This window comes from Rhodoferax sp. ZS1R8 (assembly GCF_056521325.1).
In genome coordinates this window covers 257009-275871 of sequence record NZ_JBWMBA010000002.1, presented here as the reverse complement: position 1 = coordinate 275871, position 18863 = coordinate 257009, and the positions used below count along the sequence as shown (strand labels likewise).

General features: G+C 57.8%; 15 protein-coding genes. All 15 read right to left on the bottom strand.

Going from position 1 to position 18863, the window contains the following annotated elements; translation table 11 throughout:
• Positions 1 to 10: 10 nt before the first annotated feature.
• The 15 genes from mlaE to AC097P_RS07215 all read right to left on the bottom strand — a co-directional run bounded on the left by mlaE (position 11) and on the right by AC097P_RS07215 (position 18860).
• A complete protein-coding gene (mlaE, locus tag AC097P_RS07285; RefSeq protein ID WP_479609728.1) occupies positions 11 to 793 on the bottom strand; it encodes a lipid asymmetry maintenance ABC transporter permease subunit MlaE in 783 nt (260 codons plus the stop codon).
• On the bottom strand, positions 790 to 1644 hold the full coding sequence (locus AC097P_RS07280; protein WP_479609727.1) for an ABC transporter ATP-binding protein: 855 nt from the start codon (positions 1642 to 1644) through the stop codon (positions 790 to 792). The genes mlaE and AC097P_RS07280 overlap by 4 nt, the downstream gene beginning before the upstream one ends.
• A gap of 224 nt (positions 1645 to 1868) precedes the next feature.
• Positions 1869 to 3335, bottom strand: coding sequence for a glutamate synthase subunit beta (locus AC097P_RS07275; protein ID WP_479609726.1), 1467 nt, complete (start codon positions 3333 to 3335; stop codon positions 1869 to 1871).
• 69 nt (positions 3336 to 3404) lie between these two features.
• The gene (locus AC097P_RS07270; protein ID WP_479609725.1) at positions 3405 to 8138 is read right to left on the bottom strand and encodes a glutamate synthase-related protein; all 4734 of its coding nucleotides are present in this window, start codon (positions 8136 to 8138) and stop codon (positions 3405 to 3407) included.
• A gap of 177 nt (positions 8139 to 8315) precedes the next feature.
• The gene (locus AC097P_RS07265; protein ID WP_479609724.1) at positions 8316 to 9017 is read right to left on the bottom strand and encodes an REP-associated tyrosine transposase; all 702 of its coding nucleotides are present in this window, start codon (positions 9015 to 9017) and stop codon (positions 8316 to 8318) included.
• Positions 9018 to 9043: 26 nt separating this feature from the next.
• Positions 9044 to 9910, bottom strand: a complete 867-nt coding sequence (locus tag AC097P_RS07260) for a class I SAM-dependent methyltransferase (RefSeq protein WP_479609723.1) — start codon at positions 9908 to 9910, stop codon at positions 9044 to 9046.
• Positions 9907 to 10494, bottom strand: coding sequence for a DUF1415 domain-containing protein (locus tag AC097P_RS07255; RefSeq protein ID WP_479609722.1), 588 nt, complete (start codon positions 10492 to 10494; stop codon positions 9907 to 9909). Before AC097P_RS07255 ends, AC097P_RS07260 begins: the two co-directional genes overlap by 4 nt.
• On the bottom strand, positions 10491 to 11120 hold the full coding sequence (locus tag AC097P_RS07250; protein ID WP_479609721.1) for a hypothetical protein: 630 nt from the start codon (positions 11118 to 11120) through the stop codon (positions 10491 to 10493). The genes AC097P_RS07255 and AC097P_RS07250 overlap by 4 nt, the downstream gene beginning before the upstream one ends.
• A 99-nt stretch (positions 11121 to 11219) precedes the next feature.
• Positions 11220 to 12395, bottom strand: a complete 1176-nt coding sequence (locus AC097P_RS07245) for a deoxyguanosinetriphosphate triphosphohydrolase (RefSeq protein ID WP_479610422.1) — start codon at positions 12393 to 12395, stop codon at positions 11220 to 11222.
• 63 nt (positions 12396 to 12458) lie between these two features.
• Positions 12459 to 13568, bottom strand: coding sequence for a 3-dehydroquinate synthase (gene aroB / locus AC097P_RS07240; RefSeq protein ID WP_479609720.1), 1110 nt, complete (start codon positions 13566 to 13568; stop codon positions 12459 to 12461).
• 6 nt (positions 13569 to 13574) lie between these two features.
• Positions 13575 to 14096, bottom strand: a complete 522-nt coding sequence (locus tag AC097P_RS07235) for a shikimate kinase (protein WP_479609719.1) — start codon at positions 14094 to 14096, stop codon at positions 13575 to 13577.
• A 112-nt stretch (positions 14097 to 14208) separates the two neighbouring features.
• The gene (locus AC097P_RS07230) at positions 14209 to 15480 is read right to left on the bottom strand and encodes a hypothetical protein (RefSeq protein WP_479609718.1); all 1272 of its coding nucleotides are present in this window, start codon (positions 15478 to 15480) and stop codon (positions 14209 to 14211) included.
• Between the two features lie 31 nt (positions 15481 to 15511).
• A complete protein-coding gene (locus AC097P_RS07225) occupies positions 15512 to 17653 on the bottom strand; it encodes a type IV pilus secretin PilQ (RefSeq protein WP_479609717.1) in 2142 nt (713 codons plus the stop codon).
• On the bottom strand, positions 17650 to 18195 hold the full coding sequence (locus AC097P_RS07220; RefSeq protein WP_479609716.1) for a pilus assembly protein PilP: 546 nt from the start codon (positions 18193 to 18195) through the stop codon (positions 17650 to 17652). The genes AC097P_RS07225 and AC097P_RS07220 overlap by 4 nt, the downstream gene beginning before the upstream one ends.
• Positions 18192 to 18860: a type IV pilus inner membrane component PilO gene (locus AC097P_RS07215; protein ID WP_479609715.1), complete on the bottom strand. Its 669-nt coding sequence runs from the start codon at positions 18858 to 18860 to the stop codon at positions 18192 to 18194. The genes AC097P_RS07220 and AC097P_RS07215 overlap by 4 nt, the downstream gene beginning before the upstream one ends.
• Positions 18861 to 18863 lie beyond the last annotated feature (3 nt).

Sequence of the window (18863 nt, the reverse complement as noted above, 5' to 3'; positions counted from 1 at the left end):
AACTTCTTTCTTATATCGTAAACATCATCGCGGTGAGGATGAAATCGAGCCCCAACACCGCCAGAGAGGCCATCACCACCGTGCGCGTGGTCGCGCTCGCCACACCTTCGGGAGTAGCCTGGGCTTCAAAGCCCTGGAACACGGCAATAAAGGTCACCGTCAAACCAAACACTACGCTCTTGATGACGCCGTTGCCCACATCTTTCCAGACATCGACGCCGCCCTGAATCTGACTCCAGAACGATCCGGCATCCACACCAATCATCAGCACACCCACGGCCCAGCCGCCAATGACGCCCATGGCGCTGAACACCGCGGCCAGCAACGGCATAGCGACGACGCCTGCCCAGAAACGGGGCGCCAGTACGCGTTGAATAGGGTCCACGGCCATCATTTCCATGACGCTGATCTGCTCGCCAGCCTTCATCAGGCCGATCTCAGCGGTCAGCGAGGTGCCGGCCCGGCCGGCAAACAGCAGCGCCGTCACCACGGGGCCCAGCTCGCGCACCAGACTGAGTGTGACCAGCAGGCCCAGCGCCTCGGAAGAACCATAGCGCTGCAGTGTGTAGTAGCCCTGCAGGCCAAACACAAATCCGACGAACAGGCCAGACACGGCAATGATGGCCATCGAATAATTGCCAAGGAAATGGATCTGGTCGCGCACCAGGCCAAAGCGGCGAAAGGTTGGCACGACCGACACCAGCAGCTTGAAGAACAGCCGTGCGGCATAGCCCATGTCCGCCAATTTACTGCGGGTGGCAAAGCCTACATCGGCGGGGTTGTACCAACTCATCGCGTGATTCCACCTTGTTTTTGTTGTGGTGGTGTGCCAAGCGCATCCGGACCAAAATCATCCTCTACGCTGGACGCCGGGTAATGGAAACGCACAGGCCCTTCGGCAAGCGCATTCACATACTGATAGACCAGGGGGTCGGTACTCTTGAGCACGTCCTGCGGCGTACCCTGCGAGGCCACCTTGCCATTGGCCAAAATGATGACGTGATCGGCGATCGTGAAGGTCTGCTCCAGCTCATGCGACACAAAAATGCTGGTCAGCCCCATGGAATCGTTGAGCTGGCGCAGCAGGCGTGCCGAGGTACCGACGGAAATCGGGTCGATGCCGGTAAACGGCTCGTCGTACATCACCAGTTCCGGGTCCAGCGCGATGGCCCGCGCCAACGCCACGCGGCGCGCCATGCCGCCGGACAGCGCGCTTGGCATCATGTCCCGCGCACCACGCAAACCCACGGCGTTGAGTTTCATCAGCACGATGTCATGGATCATGTCATCGGACAAATCGGTGTGCTCACGCAGCGGGAAAGCCACGTTATCGTAAACGCTGAGGTCGGCAAACAGCGCGCCAAACTGGTACAGCATGCCCATGCGACGGCGCGCGGCATAGAGCTGCTCACGGTCCATGACCGTCACATCCTGGCCATCAAACAGCATCTGTCCCGATTGCGCCCGGTTCTGGCCGCCAATCAGACGCAAAATCGTCGTTTTGCCCCCACCCGACGCGCCCATCAGCGCCGTGACCTTGCCGCGCGGCACGGTCAGCGACACGTCATTCAATATGACACGCTCCCCGTAGCCGAAGCTCAGATTGCGCAGCTCAACGAGCGGGGTGGGTGGGTTGGAGGCCATAAAAAAGCAAAAGCCGGGCAGTTTCCGGCTCTTGGATGATAAGGGATTCGTGTAAACCCTTGTATCGGGCGTGTATCGGCTGAGTACGGTTAGCAACAGCCGCTGAGCGTGGAGACCAGGTTTCGCCGCCGGGCCGCCCCAAGGCGTGGACTTGGGGTTTTGCCAAACGAGCCCCCCTGGGGGGCAGCGACCCGCGCAGCGGCGGAGCGTGGGGGCCACATATCTCAGCGGGGCAAGTCGCTGGCCCCCATCAGGAACTCGTCCACAGCCCGCGCAGCCTGGCGGCCTTCGCGGATCGCCCAGACCACCAAACTTTGACCCCGGCGCACGTCGCCGGCGGCGAAAACCTTGGGCACATTGGTGGCATAGCCGCCGATGAAGTCAGTGCTTGCTTTGGCATTGCCACGGGCGTCCTTGTCGACACCAAAAGATTCCAGCATCGTGGCAACCGGATTGATAAAACCCATGGCCAGCAAGACCAGGTCGGCCTTGAGCACCTGCTCAGAGCCGGCGACCTCGACCATTTTTCCGTCTTTCCATTCGACGCGCACAGTCTTCAGGCCGGTGACCCTGCCTTTTTCACCGATGAATTCCTTGGTGGAAATGGCGAATTCGCGCTCGCAACCCTCTTCATGGCTGGAGCTGGTGCGCAGCTTGATCGGCCAGTAGGGCCAGGTCATGGGGCGGTTTTCTTCTTCTGGCGGTTGGGGCATCAGTTCAAACTGGGTCACGCTGGCTGCGCCATGGCGGTTGCTGGTTCCCACGCAGTCAGAACCCGTATCACCACCGCCAATCACGATGACGTGTTTGCCGTCCGCACGCAACTGGCCCTTGAGCTTGTCGCCCGCGTTGACCTTGTTCTGCTGGGGCAGAAATTCCATCGCAAAGTGGATACCGTCCAGGTCACGGCCGGGCACGGGCAGGTCACGCGATTGCTCTGCACCACCGGTCAACACCACGGCGTCGAAGTCTTTTTGCAATTGGGCGGCGGAGATGGTTTCCTTGGCCCAGTTGGTGACCTTGGAGCCCTTGGGCATCTCGCCGATCAGCACGCCAGTGCGAATCGTCACGCCTTCCTTGACCATCTGGTCGACGCGGCGGTCGATGTGGGATTTTTCCATCTTGAAGTCAGGAATGCCGTAGCGCAGCAAGCCACCAACGCGGTCGTTCTTCTCGAACAGCGTCACCGCGTGGCCGGCACGGGCCAGTTGCTGTGCAGCCGCCATGCCTGCGGGGCCGGAGCCCACGACGGCAACCGTCTTGCCAGTCTTGACCTTGGGTGGTTGTGCCAACACCCAACCCTCGGCCCAGGCGCGGTCGATGATGGCGTGTTCGATAGACTTGATGCCCACGGCTTCGTCGTTAACGTTCAGCGTACAGGCCGCCTCGCAGGGCGCGGGGCAGATGCGGCCGGTGAACTCGGGGAAGTTGTTGGTGCTGTGCAGCGTGTCGATAGCAGACTTCCAGTCGTCGCGGAACACCATGTCGTTGAAGTCCGGAATGATGTTGTTGACCGGGCAACCGTTGTTGCAAAACGGCGTGCCGCAATCCATGCAACGTGCGGCCTGTTTGTTGGCCTGGGCATCGTCCAGACCGATGACGAACTCTTTGTAGTGCTTCACACGCTCGACGACGGGCTTGTAGCCCTCTTCGATGCGCTCGTATTCCATGAAGCCAGTGACTTTTCCCATGATTCTCTTCCTAGTCAGTTGGGGACAGAGCAGATCGGCTGCGCCAATCGTGGTCTGTCACGCAAGATATTATTTTCCGGTGGTTGCTGCTTTTTTGATAGCGGCCTGCGCAGGTTTTGCGGGGGCTACAGCCTGTTTCTTCATATGGATCTCGCCCAGCGCACGTTTGTACTCGTTGGGGAAGACCTTGATGAACTTGGCACGGGCTGTGTCCCAGTCATCCAGCAGATCACGGGCGCGCTTGCTGCCGGTCCAGCGGTTGTGCTCCTCCAGCAACTTGCGCAGTTGCACTTCGTCGGCCAGACCGCGGTGCCAGATGGCTTTAGGCACGCTTGCCTCTTGTTCAGACGCAGGCAACACTTTTTCCATAGACACCATGGCCGTGTTGCAGCGCTTGGCGAACTGACCGTCTTCGTCGTAGACGTAGGCGATACCGCCGCTCATGCCGGCCGCAAAATTGCGCCCGGTCTTGCCCAGCACGGCGACGGTCCCACCGGTCATGTATTCACAGCCATGGTCGCCAGTGCCTTCGACGACCGCGGTGGCACCCGACAGGCGCACCGCAAAACGTTCGCCACCGACACCGCTGAAGAAGGCCTCACCGGCAGTGGCACCGTACATCACGGTGTTGCCAACAATGGTGTTGTTGACAGCGACACCGCGGAAGTCAATGCTGGGGCGCACCACCACACGGCCGCCGCTGAGACCCTTGCCGGTGTAGTCATTCGCGTCGCCAATCAGGTACAGCGTAATGCCATTGGTCAGGAAGGCGCCGAAGGACTGGCCGCCGGTTCCTTCCAGCTGGATATGGATGGTGTTGTCGGGCAGGCCCTGGGGATGCACCTTGGTCACCGCGCCGGACAGCATGGCACCGACCGAACGGTTGACGTTGCGCGCCGCTTCCATGAACTGCACCTTCTCACCCTTGTCGATGGCAGCGCGGCATTTGGCGATCAGCACGTTGTCCAGAGCCTTTTCCAGACCGTGGTCCTGCTCCAGCGTCTGGTAGCGGGGCACATCGGCGGGCACCTGGGGCTGTGCGAACAGGCGGCTAAAGTCCAGGCCGCTGGCTTTCCAGTGTTCAATGCCCTTGCGCATGTCCAGCAAATCAGAACGGCCGATGAGGTCGTCGAACTTGCGGATGCCCAGCTGGGCCATGATCTGGCGCACTTCTTCGGCGATGAAGAAGAAGTAGTTGACGACATGCTCGGGCTTGCCGGAGAACTTCTGGCGGAGCAGAGGGTCTTGAGTAGCCACTCCGACGGGGCAGGTGTTCAGGTGGCACTTGCGCATCATGATGCAGCCTTCGACCACCAACGGAGCTGTCGCAAAACCGAACTCATCCGCACCCAACAGGGCGCCAATCGCGACGTCGCGGCCGGTCTTCATCTGGCCGTCAGCCTGCACGCGGATGCGGCTGCGCAGGCGGTTCAGCACCAGCGTCTGTTGTGTCTCAGCCAGGCCAATTTCCCAAGGGCTGCCGGCATGTTTGATCGATGACCATGGCGACGCGCCCGTGCCACCGTCGTGCCCGGCAATCACCACGTGGTCGCTCTTGCACTTGGCCACACCTGCGGCGATCGTACCGACACCGATTTCGGACACCAGCTTGACGCTGATGGAGCTGTGCGGTGCCACGTTCTTCAGATCGTGGATCAGCTGCGCCAGATCTTCAATCGAATAGATATCGTGGTGCGGTGGGGGCGAAATCAGGCCCACGCCGGGTACCGAGTGGCGCAGGCGACCGATGTAGTCGGACACTTTGCCGCCGGGCAGTTGACCGCCCTCACCCGGCTTGGCACCTTGGGCCATCTTGATCTGGATCTGGTCGGCGCTGGAAAGGTATTCAGCGGTGACGCCAAATCGGCCCGAGGCGACTTGCTTGATGCGCGAACGCAGCGAGTCGGTTGGCAGCAGTGGAATGTCCACTTCCACCACGTCATGGCCAATGATGTCGGCCATGGTCTGGCCTTGTTTGATCGGGATGCCCTTGAGTTCCTGACGGTAACGTGCCGGGTCTTCGCCGCCCTCACCCGTGTTGCTCTTGCCGCCGATGCGGTTCATCGCAATGGCCAGTGTGGCGTGGGCTTCGGTGCTGATGGAACCCAGCGACATGGCGCCTGTGGCAAAACGCTTCACGATTTCCTTGGCGCTCTCCACCTCGTCCACCGGGATGGCCTTGGCGGGGTCAATCTTGAACTCGAACAGGCCGCGCAAAGTCAGATGGCGCTTGCTCTGGTCATTGATGATCTGCGCGTATTCCTTGTACGTGTTCCAGTTGTTGGAACGGGTGCTGTGCTGCAACTTGGCAATCGCATCGGGCGACCACATATGGTCTTCACCGCGCACGCGCCAGGCGTATTCGCCACCCGCGTCCAGCGCATTGGCCAACACAGGGTCAGTGCCAAAAGCGGCCTTGTGCATACGAATGGCCTCTTCGGCGATTTCGAAAACGCCTATGCCTTCGACGCGGCTGGGCGTGCCGGTGAAGTACTTGGACACGGTCTCGGTGGACAGGCCAATGGCCTCGAACAACTGCGCACCGCAGTAGCTCATATAGGTGGACACGCCCATCTTGGACATGATCTTGGACAAGCCCTTGCCCACTGCCTTGACGTAGTTGTAGATGGCCTTGTCAGCACTCAGGTCACCGGGCAGGTCCTTGTGGATGCTGACCAGGGTTTCCATGGCCAGGTAGGGGTGGACGGCCTCTGCGCCGTAACCCGCCAGTACGCCGAAGTGGTGGACCTCCCGTGCTGTGCCGGTTTCAACCACGAGGCCCGCGGTTGTGCGCAGGCCTTCAATCACAAGGTGTTGGTGGATGGCGCTCAAGGCCAGCAAAGCGGGAATGGCCACTTGCGTGGCGCTGATGCCGCGGTCGCTGATGATCAGAATGTTTTTGCCGCTCTTGATCGCATCTACCGCTTCGGCGCACAGCGATGCCAGCTTGGCTTCCACGCCTTCGTGGCCCCAGGCCAGCGGGTAGGTGATGTCCAGCGTGTAGCTGCGGAACTTGCCCTGCGTGTGCTTCTCGATGTCGCGCAGCTTGGCCATATCGGCAAAGTCCAGCACCGGCTGGCTGACCTCCATACGCATCGGCGGGTTGACCTGGTTAATGTCCAGCAGGTTGGGCTTGGGGCCGATGAAGGACACCAGCGACATCACAATCGCTTCGCGGATCGGGTCGATCGGCGGGTTGGTTACCTGAGCGAACAACTGCTTGAAGTAGTTGTACAGCGGCTTGTTCTTGTCGCTCAAGACGGCCAGCGGGCTGTCGTTGCCCATGGAGCCAATGGCTTCTTCGCCAGCGGCGGCCATGGGGGCGATCAGGAACTTCAGGTCTTCCTGTGTGAAGCCAAAGGCCTGCTGGCGGTCCAGCAAGCTGACCTGGCTTTCCATCTCGCTGGCGGGCTCACCGCTGCCTTGCACGTCGTCCAAGCGGATGCGCAAGTTCTCGATCCACTGTTTGTAGGGCTTGCTGTTGGCCAGGCTGGCCTTCAACTCTTCGTCGTCGATCATGCGGCCCTGTTCCAGGTCGATCAGGAACATCTTGCCGGGCTGCAGGCGCCATTTGCGCACGATCTTGTTCTCGGGCACGGGCAATACTCCGGACTCGGAACCCATGATGACCAGGTCGTCATCGGTGATGCAGTAACGCGATGGGCGCAGGCCGTTGCGGTCCAGCGTGGCGCCAATCTGGCGGCCATCGGTGAACACGATGGAGGCCGGGCCGTCCCATGGCTCCATCATCGCGGCGTGGTATTCGTAGAAGGCCTTGCGGCGGCCGTCCATAGTCGTGTGCTGTTCCCAGGGTTCGGGGATCATCATCATGACCGCCTGGCTCAGCGGATAGCCCGCCATGGTCAGCAGTTCCAGGCAGTTGTCAAAGGTGGCCGTATCGGACTGGCTGGCAAAGCTGATGGGGTACAGTTTTTGCAGGTCAGCACCCAGCACGGGGGACGACATCACGCCTTCGCGCGCCTTCATCCAGTTGTAGTTGCCCTTGACGGTGTTGATTTCACCGTTGTGCGCCACATAGCGGTAGGGGTGGGCCAGCGGCCACTCGGGGAAAGTGTTGGTGGAGAAGCGCTGGTGCACCAGGCCCAGTGCCGAGACGCAACGCACATCTGCCAGATCCAGGAAATACACGCCCACCTGGTTGGCCAGCAACAGGCCCTTGTAGACCACCGTGCGGCTGCTCATGCTGGGCACGTAATACTCTTTGCTGTGCTTGAGCTGCAGGTTCTGGATAGCGGCGCTCGCGGTCTTGCGGATCACATAGAGCTTGCGCTCCAGCGCGTCCTGCACGATGACGTCCTGGCCACGGCCGATGAAGACTTGGCGCTGGATGGGTTCTTTCTCGCGCACGGTGGGCGACATGGGCATATCGCGGTTGACCGGCACGTCGCGCCAGCCCAGCAGCACCTGACCTTCGGCCTTGATGGCGCGTTCCATCTCCTGCTCGCAGGCCAGGCGGGAAGCGTGTTCCTTGGGCAAGAAGATCATGCCGACGCCGTATTCACCGGGTGGCGGCAGGGTCACGCCCTGTGCGGCCATTTCTTCGCGGTACAGCGCATCGGGCAACTGGATCAGGATGCCGGCGCCGTCGCCCATCAGCTTGTCCGCGCCGACGGCACCCCGGTGGTCCAGGTTTTCCAGAATCTTCAGCGCATTCTTGACGATGTCATGCGACTTGGTGCCCTTGATGTGGGCCACAAAGCCCACGCCGCAGGCATCGTGCTCATGCTCTTTGGAATACAAACCGTGGTTCTGAAGGTGTTGGATCTCGGCTGCCGTAGTCATGGCGTTCCTCTGAAAATTGCGATGGAAGTGAAGAATACTGCAATGCAACAACGGTGCCAAGCGAATTAATTAGGGTCAGATTCCAATTAATTACCAGTGGATCTCATCTATCTGTAATTAGGGACATATTAAAATTGATAGCAATAAAACCCTATATGACGAGGGCTATAGCCCGATTCACTGATGGAGTTTCGGTGGAGAAACGGGGCGACCGGGAGCGCTTTTGGTAAGGCGGCGCTTGGTCTTCTTTTGCAAATTTTCCACAAACTCTTGTCCGCCCAACGCCCAGCCACGCAGGGCTGAGTCGGTCAACGCCTGTTGCTGCACAGCGCTGATACCGGCTTGCACCAGTTCGGCGTAGGCCGCCTCACGCGCGAATGGCGTGTTGCCCAGCCCCCAAATCAGCGCGTGGGGCGTGAGCAATTTGTCGACCCGCACGCCGACATAATGGGCATGACTGGACCACGGGTAGTCCCTTGCGTGGGCGACCAGGTCCGCACGCACGGGGTTGAGATCAATATAGGCCATGCAAGCCAGCAGGTAGCGTTCGGTCTGGATCAACGTGGACCGGTATCGCCCTTCCCACAGCGTGCCCGTACGCTTCTGGCTGTCGTTGAAATAGCGCACATAGCGGCGGCCCACGGCCTGCATCATCTGGGGCAGCCCGTCAGCGGTCTGTGGCGTGGCCAGCAAGTGAAAATGGTTGCCCATCAGCACATAGGCGTGGATTTCGACATTGAACTTGCGGGCATTTTCGGCCAACAGATCCAGCATCGTTTGGTAGTCCGCGCTGGAGACGAAGATAGCCTGTCGGTTGTTACCCCGCTGGATGATGTGGTGGGGGTGACCTGGCAGAGTCAGGCGCGAAAGACGGGCCATAGCATTGAATTGGGATCTGACCCCAATTAGTTTACCGGCAGCACAAAACGTGTATCCCGCAGCGCGGTCAGACCAAACTCCTCCAGCAGTGCCGTGAGCCGCTCTGCCGCGGCCTGGTTGGGCTTGTTGCTGCGGCGGGCGATGATAAGTTCGTTCTTCATGCTGTGCTCCCAGCCCACCAGTTCGGTCACGGTGACCTGGTAACCACAAGCCTCCAGGTACAGACAGCGCAGTACATTGGTGATCTGGCTACCCATTTCCCGCGTGTGCAAGGGGTGGCGCCACAGCTCGGCCAGCGGCGTGCGGCTCAGCGACAAGGCCTTGCTGGCGTTCAGCGTGCGCGCAACTTCAGCCTGGCAGCACGGCACCAGCACGAGACAGCGCGCCTTCTTTTGCAGACCGAAGGCAATGGCATCGTCGGTGGCCGTGTCGCATGCATGCAGCGCCGTGACCACGTCGATATGGTCCGGCATCGCACTTGAGTCCGTCGATTCGGCTACGCTCAAGTTCAGGAATGACATGCGCGCGAAGCCCAATTGAGCGGCCAACGCCTGGGATTTCTGAACCAGTTCCGGACGCGATTCCACGCCGTAGATGTGACCGCCCTTCAGCCCTTTGAAGAACAGGTCATAAATGATGAAACCAAGATAAGACTTGCCGGCGCCGTGGTCGGCCAGCGTGGCGCCCTCCCCCAAATTGGGCAGCTCTGACAGCAGCTTTTCGATGAACTGGTACAGGTGGTAAACCTGCTTGAGCTTGCGCCGAGAATCCTGGTTGAGCTTGCCCTCACGCGTCAGGATGTGAAGCTCTTTAAGGAGTTCAATACTTTGGCCGGGCCGCAGCTCGGATTCCAACGGGTTTGGCGGCGGCGACGCCAATTTGCGTGGTTTCATAGGCCGATCTTGCCACGGCGGTGGCTGGCGCCCACGTCCAGCGCTTCCCACCCTGCGTGGCCGATGCGCTGCATGGTATCGATGTTGGCCTGAAAGATAGCCTCTGCATGCGGGAATGCCTTGACGGCACGGTCCACGCTTTCTTCGCGCAGGATGTGCAACGTGGGATAGGGCGAGCGGTTGGTGCAATTGGCAATATCGTCTGGCAGCGCGTCGGCAAACTCGTAGCGTGGGTGCAGGCTGGCGATCTGGAATATCCCGTCAAACCCGCGCTTGGCCAACAGCCGGTTGGCTTGGCCCAGAAAGTCGTTGTATTCCAGAAAGTCGGCCAGCGCGTCTGGCACGATGAACAGTGTGGTGTCACGCGTGTCGGAATCAGTGGCCTCTAGGTCATGCAACTCCCTGTCGAGGTCACTCAGCAAATCCTTGAAGCCCATCGAACGACTGACAGCATAGTGAACCTGGCCCTTGGCATCGACCGCCTTGGCAAACGGGCACAGGTTCAGGCTGATGACGGCACGCTGCAGCCAGCGGCGGGTGTCTGCTACCACGAGGGCGTCTACCGGTGCTGGCCCCACACTCATCTGAATTTGTTCGGCTGGGCGACAACCATCTTGGCCAACTCATCCAGCAATGCATGGTCGATCTTCGGAGCCGCCCAGGAACTAGTCTCTACACCAAACCCGTCGGCATTGGCCAACCGGAAGATCAAATTGCCGTTGTCGTGGTCCGCAGCCACCGTGACGTTGCCCCGTGCCTTGGTCACATATTCAAAGCAAATCGCCTGCAGGGTGTTTTTCTCGGGGTGGCGCAGATTCTTTTGCTCATGCTCGATATGCCCAAATGCCAGCCTCTTTTGCACCCGTTCCAGATCGGGTGGGAAGTTGACACTAACAGATCCGCCAAGGGGCAGACCAGCTTTGGGCACGATATCCCAACCCATGGCTATGTAGTCGAACACCTCTTTGTCGCGCAGTTTCTTCTTGCGGAAGTCGGCCCGAAATTCAACCAGCTTCATGGCCGGCCACGGCGTCTTGCCGTCTAGTGAGAACCGGGGGGCGTCGGGCGTAATGACACTGAGATGCTTTGCAAGATCTTGCAGATATTTCCACACGGACTGACAAGCCCATTCGGTCGCAGCAGTGTTAGCTTCAATGTTCTGTAGCTGCGCCGTCTGCTGGCTCTGAAGCGCATTGGCCTGCTGCTTCAACTGGTTGAGAAAACTCACGACCCCTCCGGCTCACTTTGTAATTTGCCCCATTCTAACGAGGGGACAACACCCCTTACGCGTGGCAGCAGCGGTACGTGGTTATACCAACAACCTCTGTCCGGTGAGGCGCTGGTGTTCTCGTGCGGCAAAGCGATCCGTCATCCCCGCAATGTAATCTGCGACGACACGGGGCGCTGCCGTCGTGCGGCCGTGCAGCTTCGCAGCTGCGTTGCTGTCAACGCCAAAATCTGCTGGGATTTCTTGCGGTGCGTTTAGATACGCCTGGAACAATTCTCGGACGACCCGCTGGGCCATTCCCGTGGTCTGGACCACTTGGGGATGCCGGTACAGATTGCGAAAAAGAAATTGTTTGAGTTGCGTGGAAAGTCCGCGTGTTTCTTCGCCAAAGGTCAGCAGACGGCCGCTTTGGCGAACACTGTCGGGGCTAGATGGCGCCGCCGCCAGCAGAGCAGCTTGGCTTACAGCAATGAGATCGTAGACCTGGGCGCTTAACATGCGGCGGATCACCTCAAAGAGCAGGCGGCGCTGAAGCTGTTGCGCCGACAATTCTGGAAAATCCAGCAACACTTGCCGGTGGTGCATGCCGAACACGTCCACGTCCAGCAGTTGCTCCATTGTGATCAGGCCGGAGCGCACGCCATCGTCAATGTCGTGGGCGTTATACGCAATCTCGTCCGCCAGGTTGCACAACTGTGCCTCCAGGCTGGGCTGTGTCCCGTCCAGAAAACGGCGCCCAACGCCGTTGGGTTCGTCTGCCTCCAACGCCCGAGCGTTGTCTTTGGAGCAGTGCTTGAGAATGCCTTCACGCGTCTCAAACGTGAGGTTGATTCCGTCAAATTGCGGGTAACTCTCTTCCAGAAGGTCTACGACGCGCAGGCTTTGCAGGTTGTGTTCGAAGCCGCCGTGGTCTCGCATGCACGCGTTCAACGCATCCTGGCCAGCGTGGCCGAAAGGTGTGTGTCCCAGGTCATGCGCCAGCGCGATGGCCTCAACCAGGTCTTCGTTGAGCTGCAGCGCGCGTGCAATCGAGCGGCCCAACTGCGCAACTTCCAGCGAATGCGTCAGCCGGGTGCGAAACAGGTCGCCCTCGTGGTTCAGAAAAACCTGGGTCTTGTAGACCAGGCGCCGAAACGCGGTGGAGTGGACGATACGGTCGCGGTCGCGTTGGTAGGCTGTGCGCGTCGGCGCATCCGCTTCGGCAAATCGCCGGCCGCGCGATTGGGCAGGGTTGCAAGCGTAGGGAGCCAAAACCATAGAGTCAAAACGGGCGCTAGCCCCCGTAGGGATAGCGTAAGCAGCTATCAAATTCATAGCTTCTCAGGCGCAGCATGCGTCCACCACTTTGCGCACCAGCGCGTCCGGCGCAGCGCGCAGGCACGCACGCGACGGCCCGTCTATCAGCACGAAGCGTATTTCGCCACCTTCTGCCTTTTTATCCACCCGCATCAGATCGAGATAACGGCCAGCATTGTCGTCTGGGTCCAGACGCGGGCCAATCACCGGCAAACCCGCCCTCTGCACCACTGTTCGCAGGCGTTTCACAAACGCGGCGTCCACCAGTCCAAGCTCGTACGACAACTGGACCGCCATGACCATGCCGCAACCCACGGCCTCGCCATGCAGCCACTTGCCATAACCCATGCCCGCCTCTATGGCGTGGCCGAAAGTGTGGCCAAAGTTGAGGATAGCGCGTACGCCGGATTCACGTTCATCCTGGCTCACGACCCAGGCTTTGATCTCGCAGCTACGCCGAACCGCGTAAGCTAAAGCGCCTACGTCGCGCGCGAGCAAGGCGTCCATCTGGGCCTCGATCCAGTCCAAGAATGCCAGATCCGCGATGGGGCCGTATTTGATGACTTCTGCAAGTCCGGCACTTAACTCCCGTGCAGGCAGGGTCTTGAGGGTGTCCAAGTCGCACACAACCTGCAGCGGCTGGTAGAAGGCCCCCACCATGTTCTTGCCCAGTGGATGGTTGATGCCGGTCTTGCCGCCGACTGACGAGTCCACTTGGGCCAGCAGCGTAGTCGGCACCTGGACAAAAGGAACGCCACGCATGTAACTGGCAGCAGCAAAACCAGTCATGTCTCCGACCACGCCACCGCCCAGCGCAAACAGCACTGTCTTTCGGTCACAGGCCTGGGATAGCAAAGCGTCGAATATGGTGTTCAGCGTTTGCCAGTTTTTGTACTCTTCACCATCGGGTAGAGAGACAGTGTGCACGGTCCTGTAGCGCTTTTGCAGCGTAGTTTGCAGACGCTGGGCGTATAGCGGCCCCACCGTTGTATTGGTCACGATCAATGCTGCATCGCCAGACGGCAGGCTTGCAAACGTGGCCGGGTCGTCCAGCAAGGAGTTGGCGATAAGAATGGGGTAGCTACGATCGCCCAGATCAATGTGGACGTGCTTGGTGGAAGACAGTGCGTGCATAGCGCACTAGTTTAGAGGATAGGCTCCGGCGAGTTCCAACTGTATGACGATCATATTAACCAAGGTAGCCACCGAAGGGCGGCCAGTTTCGACGACAAAATGCGCCGTCTCGCTATATAGAGGGTCGCGGGCGGCGTGCAGGTCGCGCAAACGCGCTAGCGGGTCGTCCACCTGCAACAAAGGCCTACTCGCGTCTTGCTTCACACGGCGGAAGATCTCATCAGGGCTGGAGTTGAGGTAGACCGAGTACCCTCGTTCATGCAAATGTTGGCGTGTAACCTGCCGCAGCACAGCGCCGCCACCGGTCGACACCACGGCGCTGGGGATTAGCGTCAGCTCACTGAGAACCGACTCTTCAAGGTCACGAAACGCCTGCTCGCCATCACGCTCGAAGGCAGTTCGGATTGAGCAGCCGAGACGCTCTTCAATGACGTGGTCGGAGTCGAAAAATGGGATGCGTAGCCGTCGGGCGAGTTGTCGCCCGACGGTGGATTTACCGCAGCCGGGGAGGCCGATTAGGCTGATCATGCTGGATGAAGGGATCTCCAACTCCATCCACCTAATATCCGCAGATGAAACATGTAACGACTGGCCGGCCTCGGATAGTTTGAACCGCTTCCCATTGAAACTGATGGTGTACTCAATTACAACCCGCGCCACCCAATCCATTGTCAGCAATGGTTATCACACTCGTACCCCGACGACCAGTGGAGTCAAGTACAGTGATAGTGACAGGTTTGGTAGGCCTTGCGGGGACATCAGCAATGGGTTGACCCACTCCCCCTACCACAGGGACTACTGCTATATCAGTAAAAGTGCCATTTGGGGGGAGAGTGTTGTCGACACCTGCCCCGTTGTAGCACGTATTGCCGCCCGTCAAGGTGATCGTGTAGGCGGTTCCATCGGCTTTTGTCATCACGGGGGTGCCAGGGGCAAACACCGTATTGTCAGTGGTAAACACTGTAATTGGACTACCTGGTGACACCCCAAACACGTTCAAAACAATATTAGGGCTGTTTACCTTTTCAGGTACCGTGAACGCATCTGGTGATACGCGGAGGAACGAATCTCCGCCGGCCATAAATGTTATCTTGGGCGCTGTCGCGGTCTGACCATCTGAATCAACAACGATCAACTCGACTGGATCAACGACGCGAATTCCGACCACTTCGCCTTCATTTCCGTTGATGACCCTCGCAGTAACCGTATTATTCAGGGGATCAATGATGCGGTACGGAGGCGTGCCACCCGATATGAAAAATCGCACAGTGTCGCCCACAAAAACCTTGTAGGTTCCGGCCGTAACCGTTAAAGGAATGGTTGCAAGCGCCACTTTCGACGAGAGAGTAGCAACTGGGGACGAGGAATCGCTAAGGGTGACAGTTGCCGATCCAGGAATTTTCAACGCGGTTAGTGTTACATCTGAACCTTTGACGACCACAGATAACAGAGATGCATTACTGCTAACTGCTTTGTACGGTGGCGTACCTCCGCCCACCTTGAAAGTTTGAGCCGCTAGCTGCCCGGGTGCAAGAGTAAGTGCGCTCGGCAATGTCGTAAAAAACTCAGTACTCGAACCCGCAGTGACAGCGATGTCGAATTTCAATCCATTCGCATCCTTAACGGTGACGGTCGCAGAACCTGAAGCAGCAGTTCCCACGCCCACTACGTTTTCGCCGACCAGCCAACCAACCGCAACTGCAGGGTTAGTGCTAAACACCGAGTAAGGCTTAGCACCTCCCTGAATGGAATACTGCTGTGTCAAACCAACCTGCAATGTAACTGCCGAAGGAGCCGCAACAGAGAAGCTAGAGGCCGGCCCAGAACTTAGTCCTGGTGACCCACCACCGCCGCCACAAGACGCCAGAGAGGCAGCAATCAGAAAAGTCGTCAAAAAAGATAGTAGTCGCATGATGAACTCTTGTGTTATCTGTTAATACGGATTATCGCGTCGCACCGCGATCCGAAATCATCTTTGGTGTAATAAAAACTAACAATTCAGTTTTGTTCGACGATCGCACTTTGCTCTTGAATAGGTTGCCGACAACTGGCAAATCTCCAAGAAGTGGTACACGCGTTTCATCTTCCTTAGTCTGCTCCGCATAAATCCCGCCGATCACGACCGTACCACCATTTTCCACCAACACTTCGGTCTTTATGTGCTTGGTGTCGATTGCAAAACCAGCAGTCGTTAGTCTACCCACCGTATCCTTCGTAACATCAAGTTTCAAAATAATGCTTCCTTCCGGCGTGATTTGCGGCGTCACTTCCAGTTTAAGGTTGGCTTTTCTGAACGCGATGGAAGTTGCTCCGCTCGCAGAAGCTACTTGGTATGGTAACTCCTCCCCCTGCTCAATCGTCGCTTGGACTTGATCCGCTGTGACCACGCGAGGGCTGGAAACAACCTTTCCTTTACCGTCTGCTTCCAACGCAGAAATTTCAAGATTCAAGAATCGATTCGCGCTCGCATTGAATATAGACACTGCAAAGGCGGCAGGTGACGACAGTGCCGGATAGTTGACAACGGCCGGCATCGTAAAAAACTGTCCATTCCCGTCCAGCTTATTTGTGAAGCTGCCCGACGTGGTCGGGATAATGTTGGAATAGCTCGTGCCGAAGGCGACTCGATTGTCACCATTTACCTGGTATCCGCCGTCCCCCCCCGCAGCAGCTCTCGCATCCACTCCACCAAGTTTGACACCTAGAGATTTACCAAACGTGTCGGTAGCCTCCACGATGCGCGCTTCTATCAAAACCTGACGAACCGCTATGTCAAGCTTGGCAATCAATTGTTGAACTTGCTCAAGCTTACTGGGGATGTCGGTCACGAAAAGTTGGTTGGTGCGCTTCTCAGCGATGACACTGCCGCGCGTGCTTAATATACGCGCGGCGCCTTTCTCACCACCGCCGTCCGCTCTAAAGTAAGCTGCAATTTCGTCTGCCTTGGCGTAGTTGATCTGGAAAGACTGAGTACGCAAAGGCTCCAGTCCTTGGACCGCCACAACAGATTCCAAATCCAGCTTTTCCTTAGCCGCGATCTCGTCTTTCGGAGCAACCCAAAGCACATTACCGCTCTTGCGCATACCCAATCCCTTAGCTTGCAAAATGATATCCAAGGCTTGATCCCAAGGTACATCTTGCAAGCGCAAGGTGACGGAGCCGGCAACGGAATCCGAGGTCACGATATTGAAGTTTGTAAAGTCGGCAATCACTTGCAGCAGGGAGCGAACTTCAATATTTTGGAAGTTAAGGGACAACTTTTGCCCGTTGTAGCCTACACCTTGTGTCAGCTTCTTGGGGTCAACCTTAATTTCCTTAACTTCGATCACGAACTGCTCGTCACTTTGGTAAGCGCTATGTTCCCATTGACCAGTAGGCTCAATCTCCATACGAACGCGGTCGCCGGTCTGAGTTGTGGTGACTGACTTGATCGGTGTACCAAAATCTGCTACATCCAATCGCCGCCGCAACCCCTCTGGGAGAGTTGATTTCATGAATTCCACTACCAAATTTTTGCCTTGTTGACGTATGTCTACACCAACTTGGTTATTGGGTAATGTCACTACTACGCGACCGGCCCCATCCGCTGTGCGGCGAAAATCCAAATCCTTCAATGGTGCTGAATCGCGGGTGCGGGCTTCCGCGAAATTGGATGCCACCGTTGCCGCCGGCGCGCTTGGGGCGCCCGGCCGCAACACCACCAAAAGGGACTTGCCCTGGATCTCCGCGGTATAAGCTGTCGGATATTTCAAATTCAACACCACCCGCGTGCGCTCGCCCGCTTGGACGACACTGACCGATTTCAAATTGCCCTGGTTGACCTCGACGTTAGACCTGCCCAACGCACTGGAAACACCAGGGAAATCCAATGCAATGCGCGCTGGCGACTGAATGGCAAATCCGGAAGGTACAGCAACCAATTCCTTGCTAAGGTCAATGCGGACAACTTCGGTCCCACCTTGAATGGACCCAGTCACGGATTCGATGGCAGTTTGCGCCTGCGCGCCAGCGCTCAACAATAGCGCCCCAAAGAAAACAAGTCCGTGCCACATGCGCAAACCCAACTGCTGATTCTGATTTTTCATTTCGCCCTCTCTTGCAACTGCAATGTCGCAACGCGTTCAATCCATTCGCCCGCTGCATCCTGAACAATTTCACGCAACGAGACTTCTGTCTCAGTGATTTTCGTGACCTTACCAAAGTTCTGTCCCAGATAAGCCCCTTGCTTGACCTGGTACAACAAATTGTCAACTTTGACCAGGGCCACCGGTTGCCCTTCTTTTATGAGGCTACCTACAAGGCCCATAGTGTCCAGTGGAAACGCTTCCAACGGCTCTTTACGCCGCGCTAGTTCGGGTGCTACCAACGCACCATTAGCGACCACCTGGGATGAATCACGCTTGAGAGCTTGGGTCAACTTTTCCTTGCTGAACGGCTCAGTAACGGCGGAATTTGTATACGCCTCTGGCTTGAATTGCTTGGGAGCAGAAATCGGCTCCACCTTGGGCTTGGTCTGGTTGCGTTCATCGGCCATCCATTGACGAATGTCGTCTTCACGGGAGCTTCCACAACCGACTAACATCACCAGCGCACAAACGCTAACCAAGAACGGGACGATGCGCTTCATTTTTTCGCCCCTTTTGTCGCGTTGCTTTGGGCGGCAACCTCGTCCTTGTCCAAATAGCGGAAGGTCTTTGCTGTGGAGTCCAGAATGAGGGCACCGTCGGCTCTAGGGGCAATACTCAGATTATTCAGCGTGACGATGCGTGACAAGTTCGCGATGTCGGAAGCAAACGCACCGATGTCATGGTACTTGCCGGTAACCTTTATCGTGATGGGAAGCTCAGCGTAGTAATCGCGAACAGCAATTTGACCCGGACGGAACACATCAAATTGCAAGCTACGCCCTAAACCGGCTTGGTTGATGTCTGACAAAAGGGCGTCCATCTCCGCTTTGCTAGGCAATTGCTTCTCAAGCTGCGTCACATACTGCAATACTTGTTCACGTTGCTTCTTCAACACTTCGAGATTGACAGCTTTGGTGAGCTTGACCTTGTAATCGGCGCGCAGCTTGACCTCTTTGGCTTCTTCCTGTTTCAGGATATCGTCCTCGCCTGTTAACCATACAAACCACAATGCCACGACGATGAGCACAGCAACCGCAGCAAACAATGCATAGCGTGGTAATGCGGGCCATACCGCCGGATCTTTTGGGTCCAAGCCGGTGAATTGCGCAGTCAACTGCTGTTGCAACTGAGCAAAATCGAGTGAACCTAATGTTTTGGTAGCCATTTA

Coding starts and splice junctions, on each gene's coding strand:
- mlaE (WP_479609728.1), bottom strand. CDS start 793: ATGAGTTGGTACAACCCCGCCGATGTAGGCTTTGCCACCCGCAGTAAA.
- AC097P_RS07280 (WP_479609727.1), bottom strand. CDS start 1,644: ATGGCCTCCAACCCACCCACCCCGCTCGTTGAGCTGCGCAATCTGAGC.
- AC097P_RS07275 (WP_479609726.1), bottom strand. CDS start 3,335: ATGGGAAAAGTCACTGGCTTCATGGAATACGAGCGCATCGAAGAGGGC.
- AC097P_RS07270 (WP_479609725.1), bottom strand. CDS start 8,138: ATGACTACGGCAGCCGAGATCCAACACCTTCAGAACCACGGTTTGTAT.
- AC097P_RS07265 (WP_479609724.1), bottom strand. CDS start 9,017: ATGGCCCGTCTTTCGCGCCTGACTCTGCCAGGTCACCCCCACCACATC.
- AC097P_RS07260 (WP_479609723.1), bottom strand. CDS start 9,910: ATGAAACCACGCAAATTGGCGTCGCCGCCGCCAAACCCGTTGGAATCC.
- AC097P_RS07255 (WP_479609722.1), bottom strand. CDS start 10,494: ATGAGTGTGGGGCCAGCACCGGTAGACGCCCTCGTGGTAGCAGACACC.
- AC097P_RS07245 (WP_479610422.1), bottom strand. CDS start 12,395: ATGGTTTTGGCTCCCTACGCTTGCAACCCTGCCCAATCGCGCGGCCGG.
- aroB (WP_479609720.1), bottom strand. CDS start 13,568: ATGCACGCACTGTCTTCCACCAAGCACGTCCACATTGATCTGGGCGAT.
- AC097P_RS07235 (WP_479609719.1), bottom strand. CDS start 14,096: ATGATCAGCCTAATCGGCCTCCCCGGCTGCGGTAAATCCACCGTCGGG.
- AC097P_RS07230 (WP_479609718.1), bottom strand. CDS start 15,480: ATGCGACTACTATCTTTTTTGACGACTTTTCTGATTGCTGCCTCTCTG.
- AC097P_RS07225 (WP_479609717.1), bottom strand. CDS start 17,653: ATGAAAAATCAGAATCAGCAGTTGGGTTTGCGCATGTGGCACGGACTT.
- AC097P_RS07220 (WP_479609716.1), bottom strand. CDS start 18,195: ATGAAGCGCATCGTCCCGTTCTTGGTTAGCGTTTGTGCGCTGGTGATG.
- AC097P_RS07215 (WP_479609715.1), bottom strand. CDS start 18,860: ATGGCTACCAAAACATTAGGTTCACTCGATTTTGCTCAGTTGCAACAG.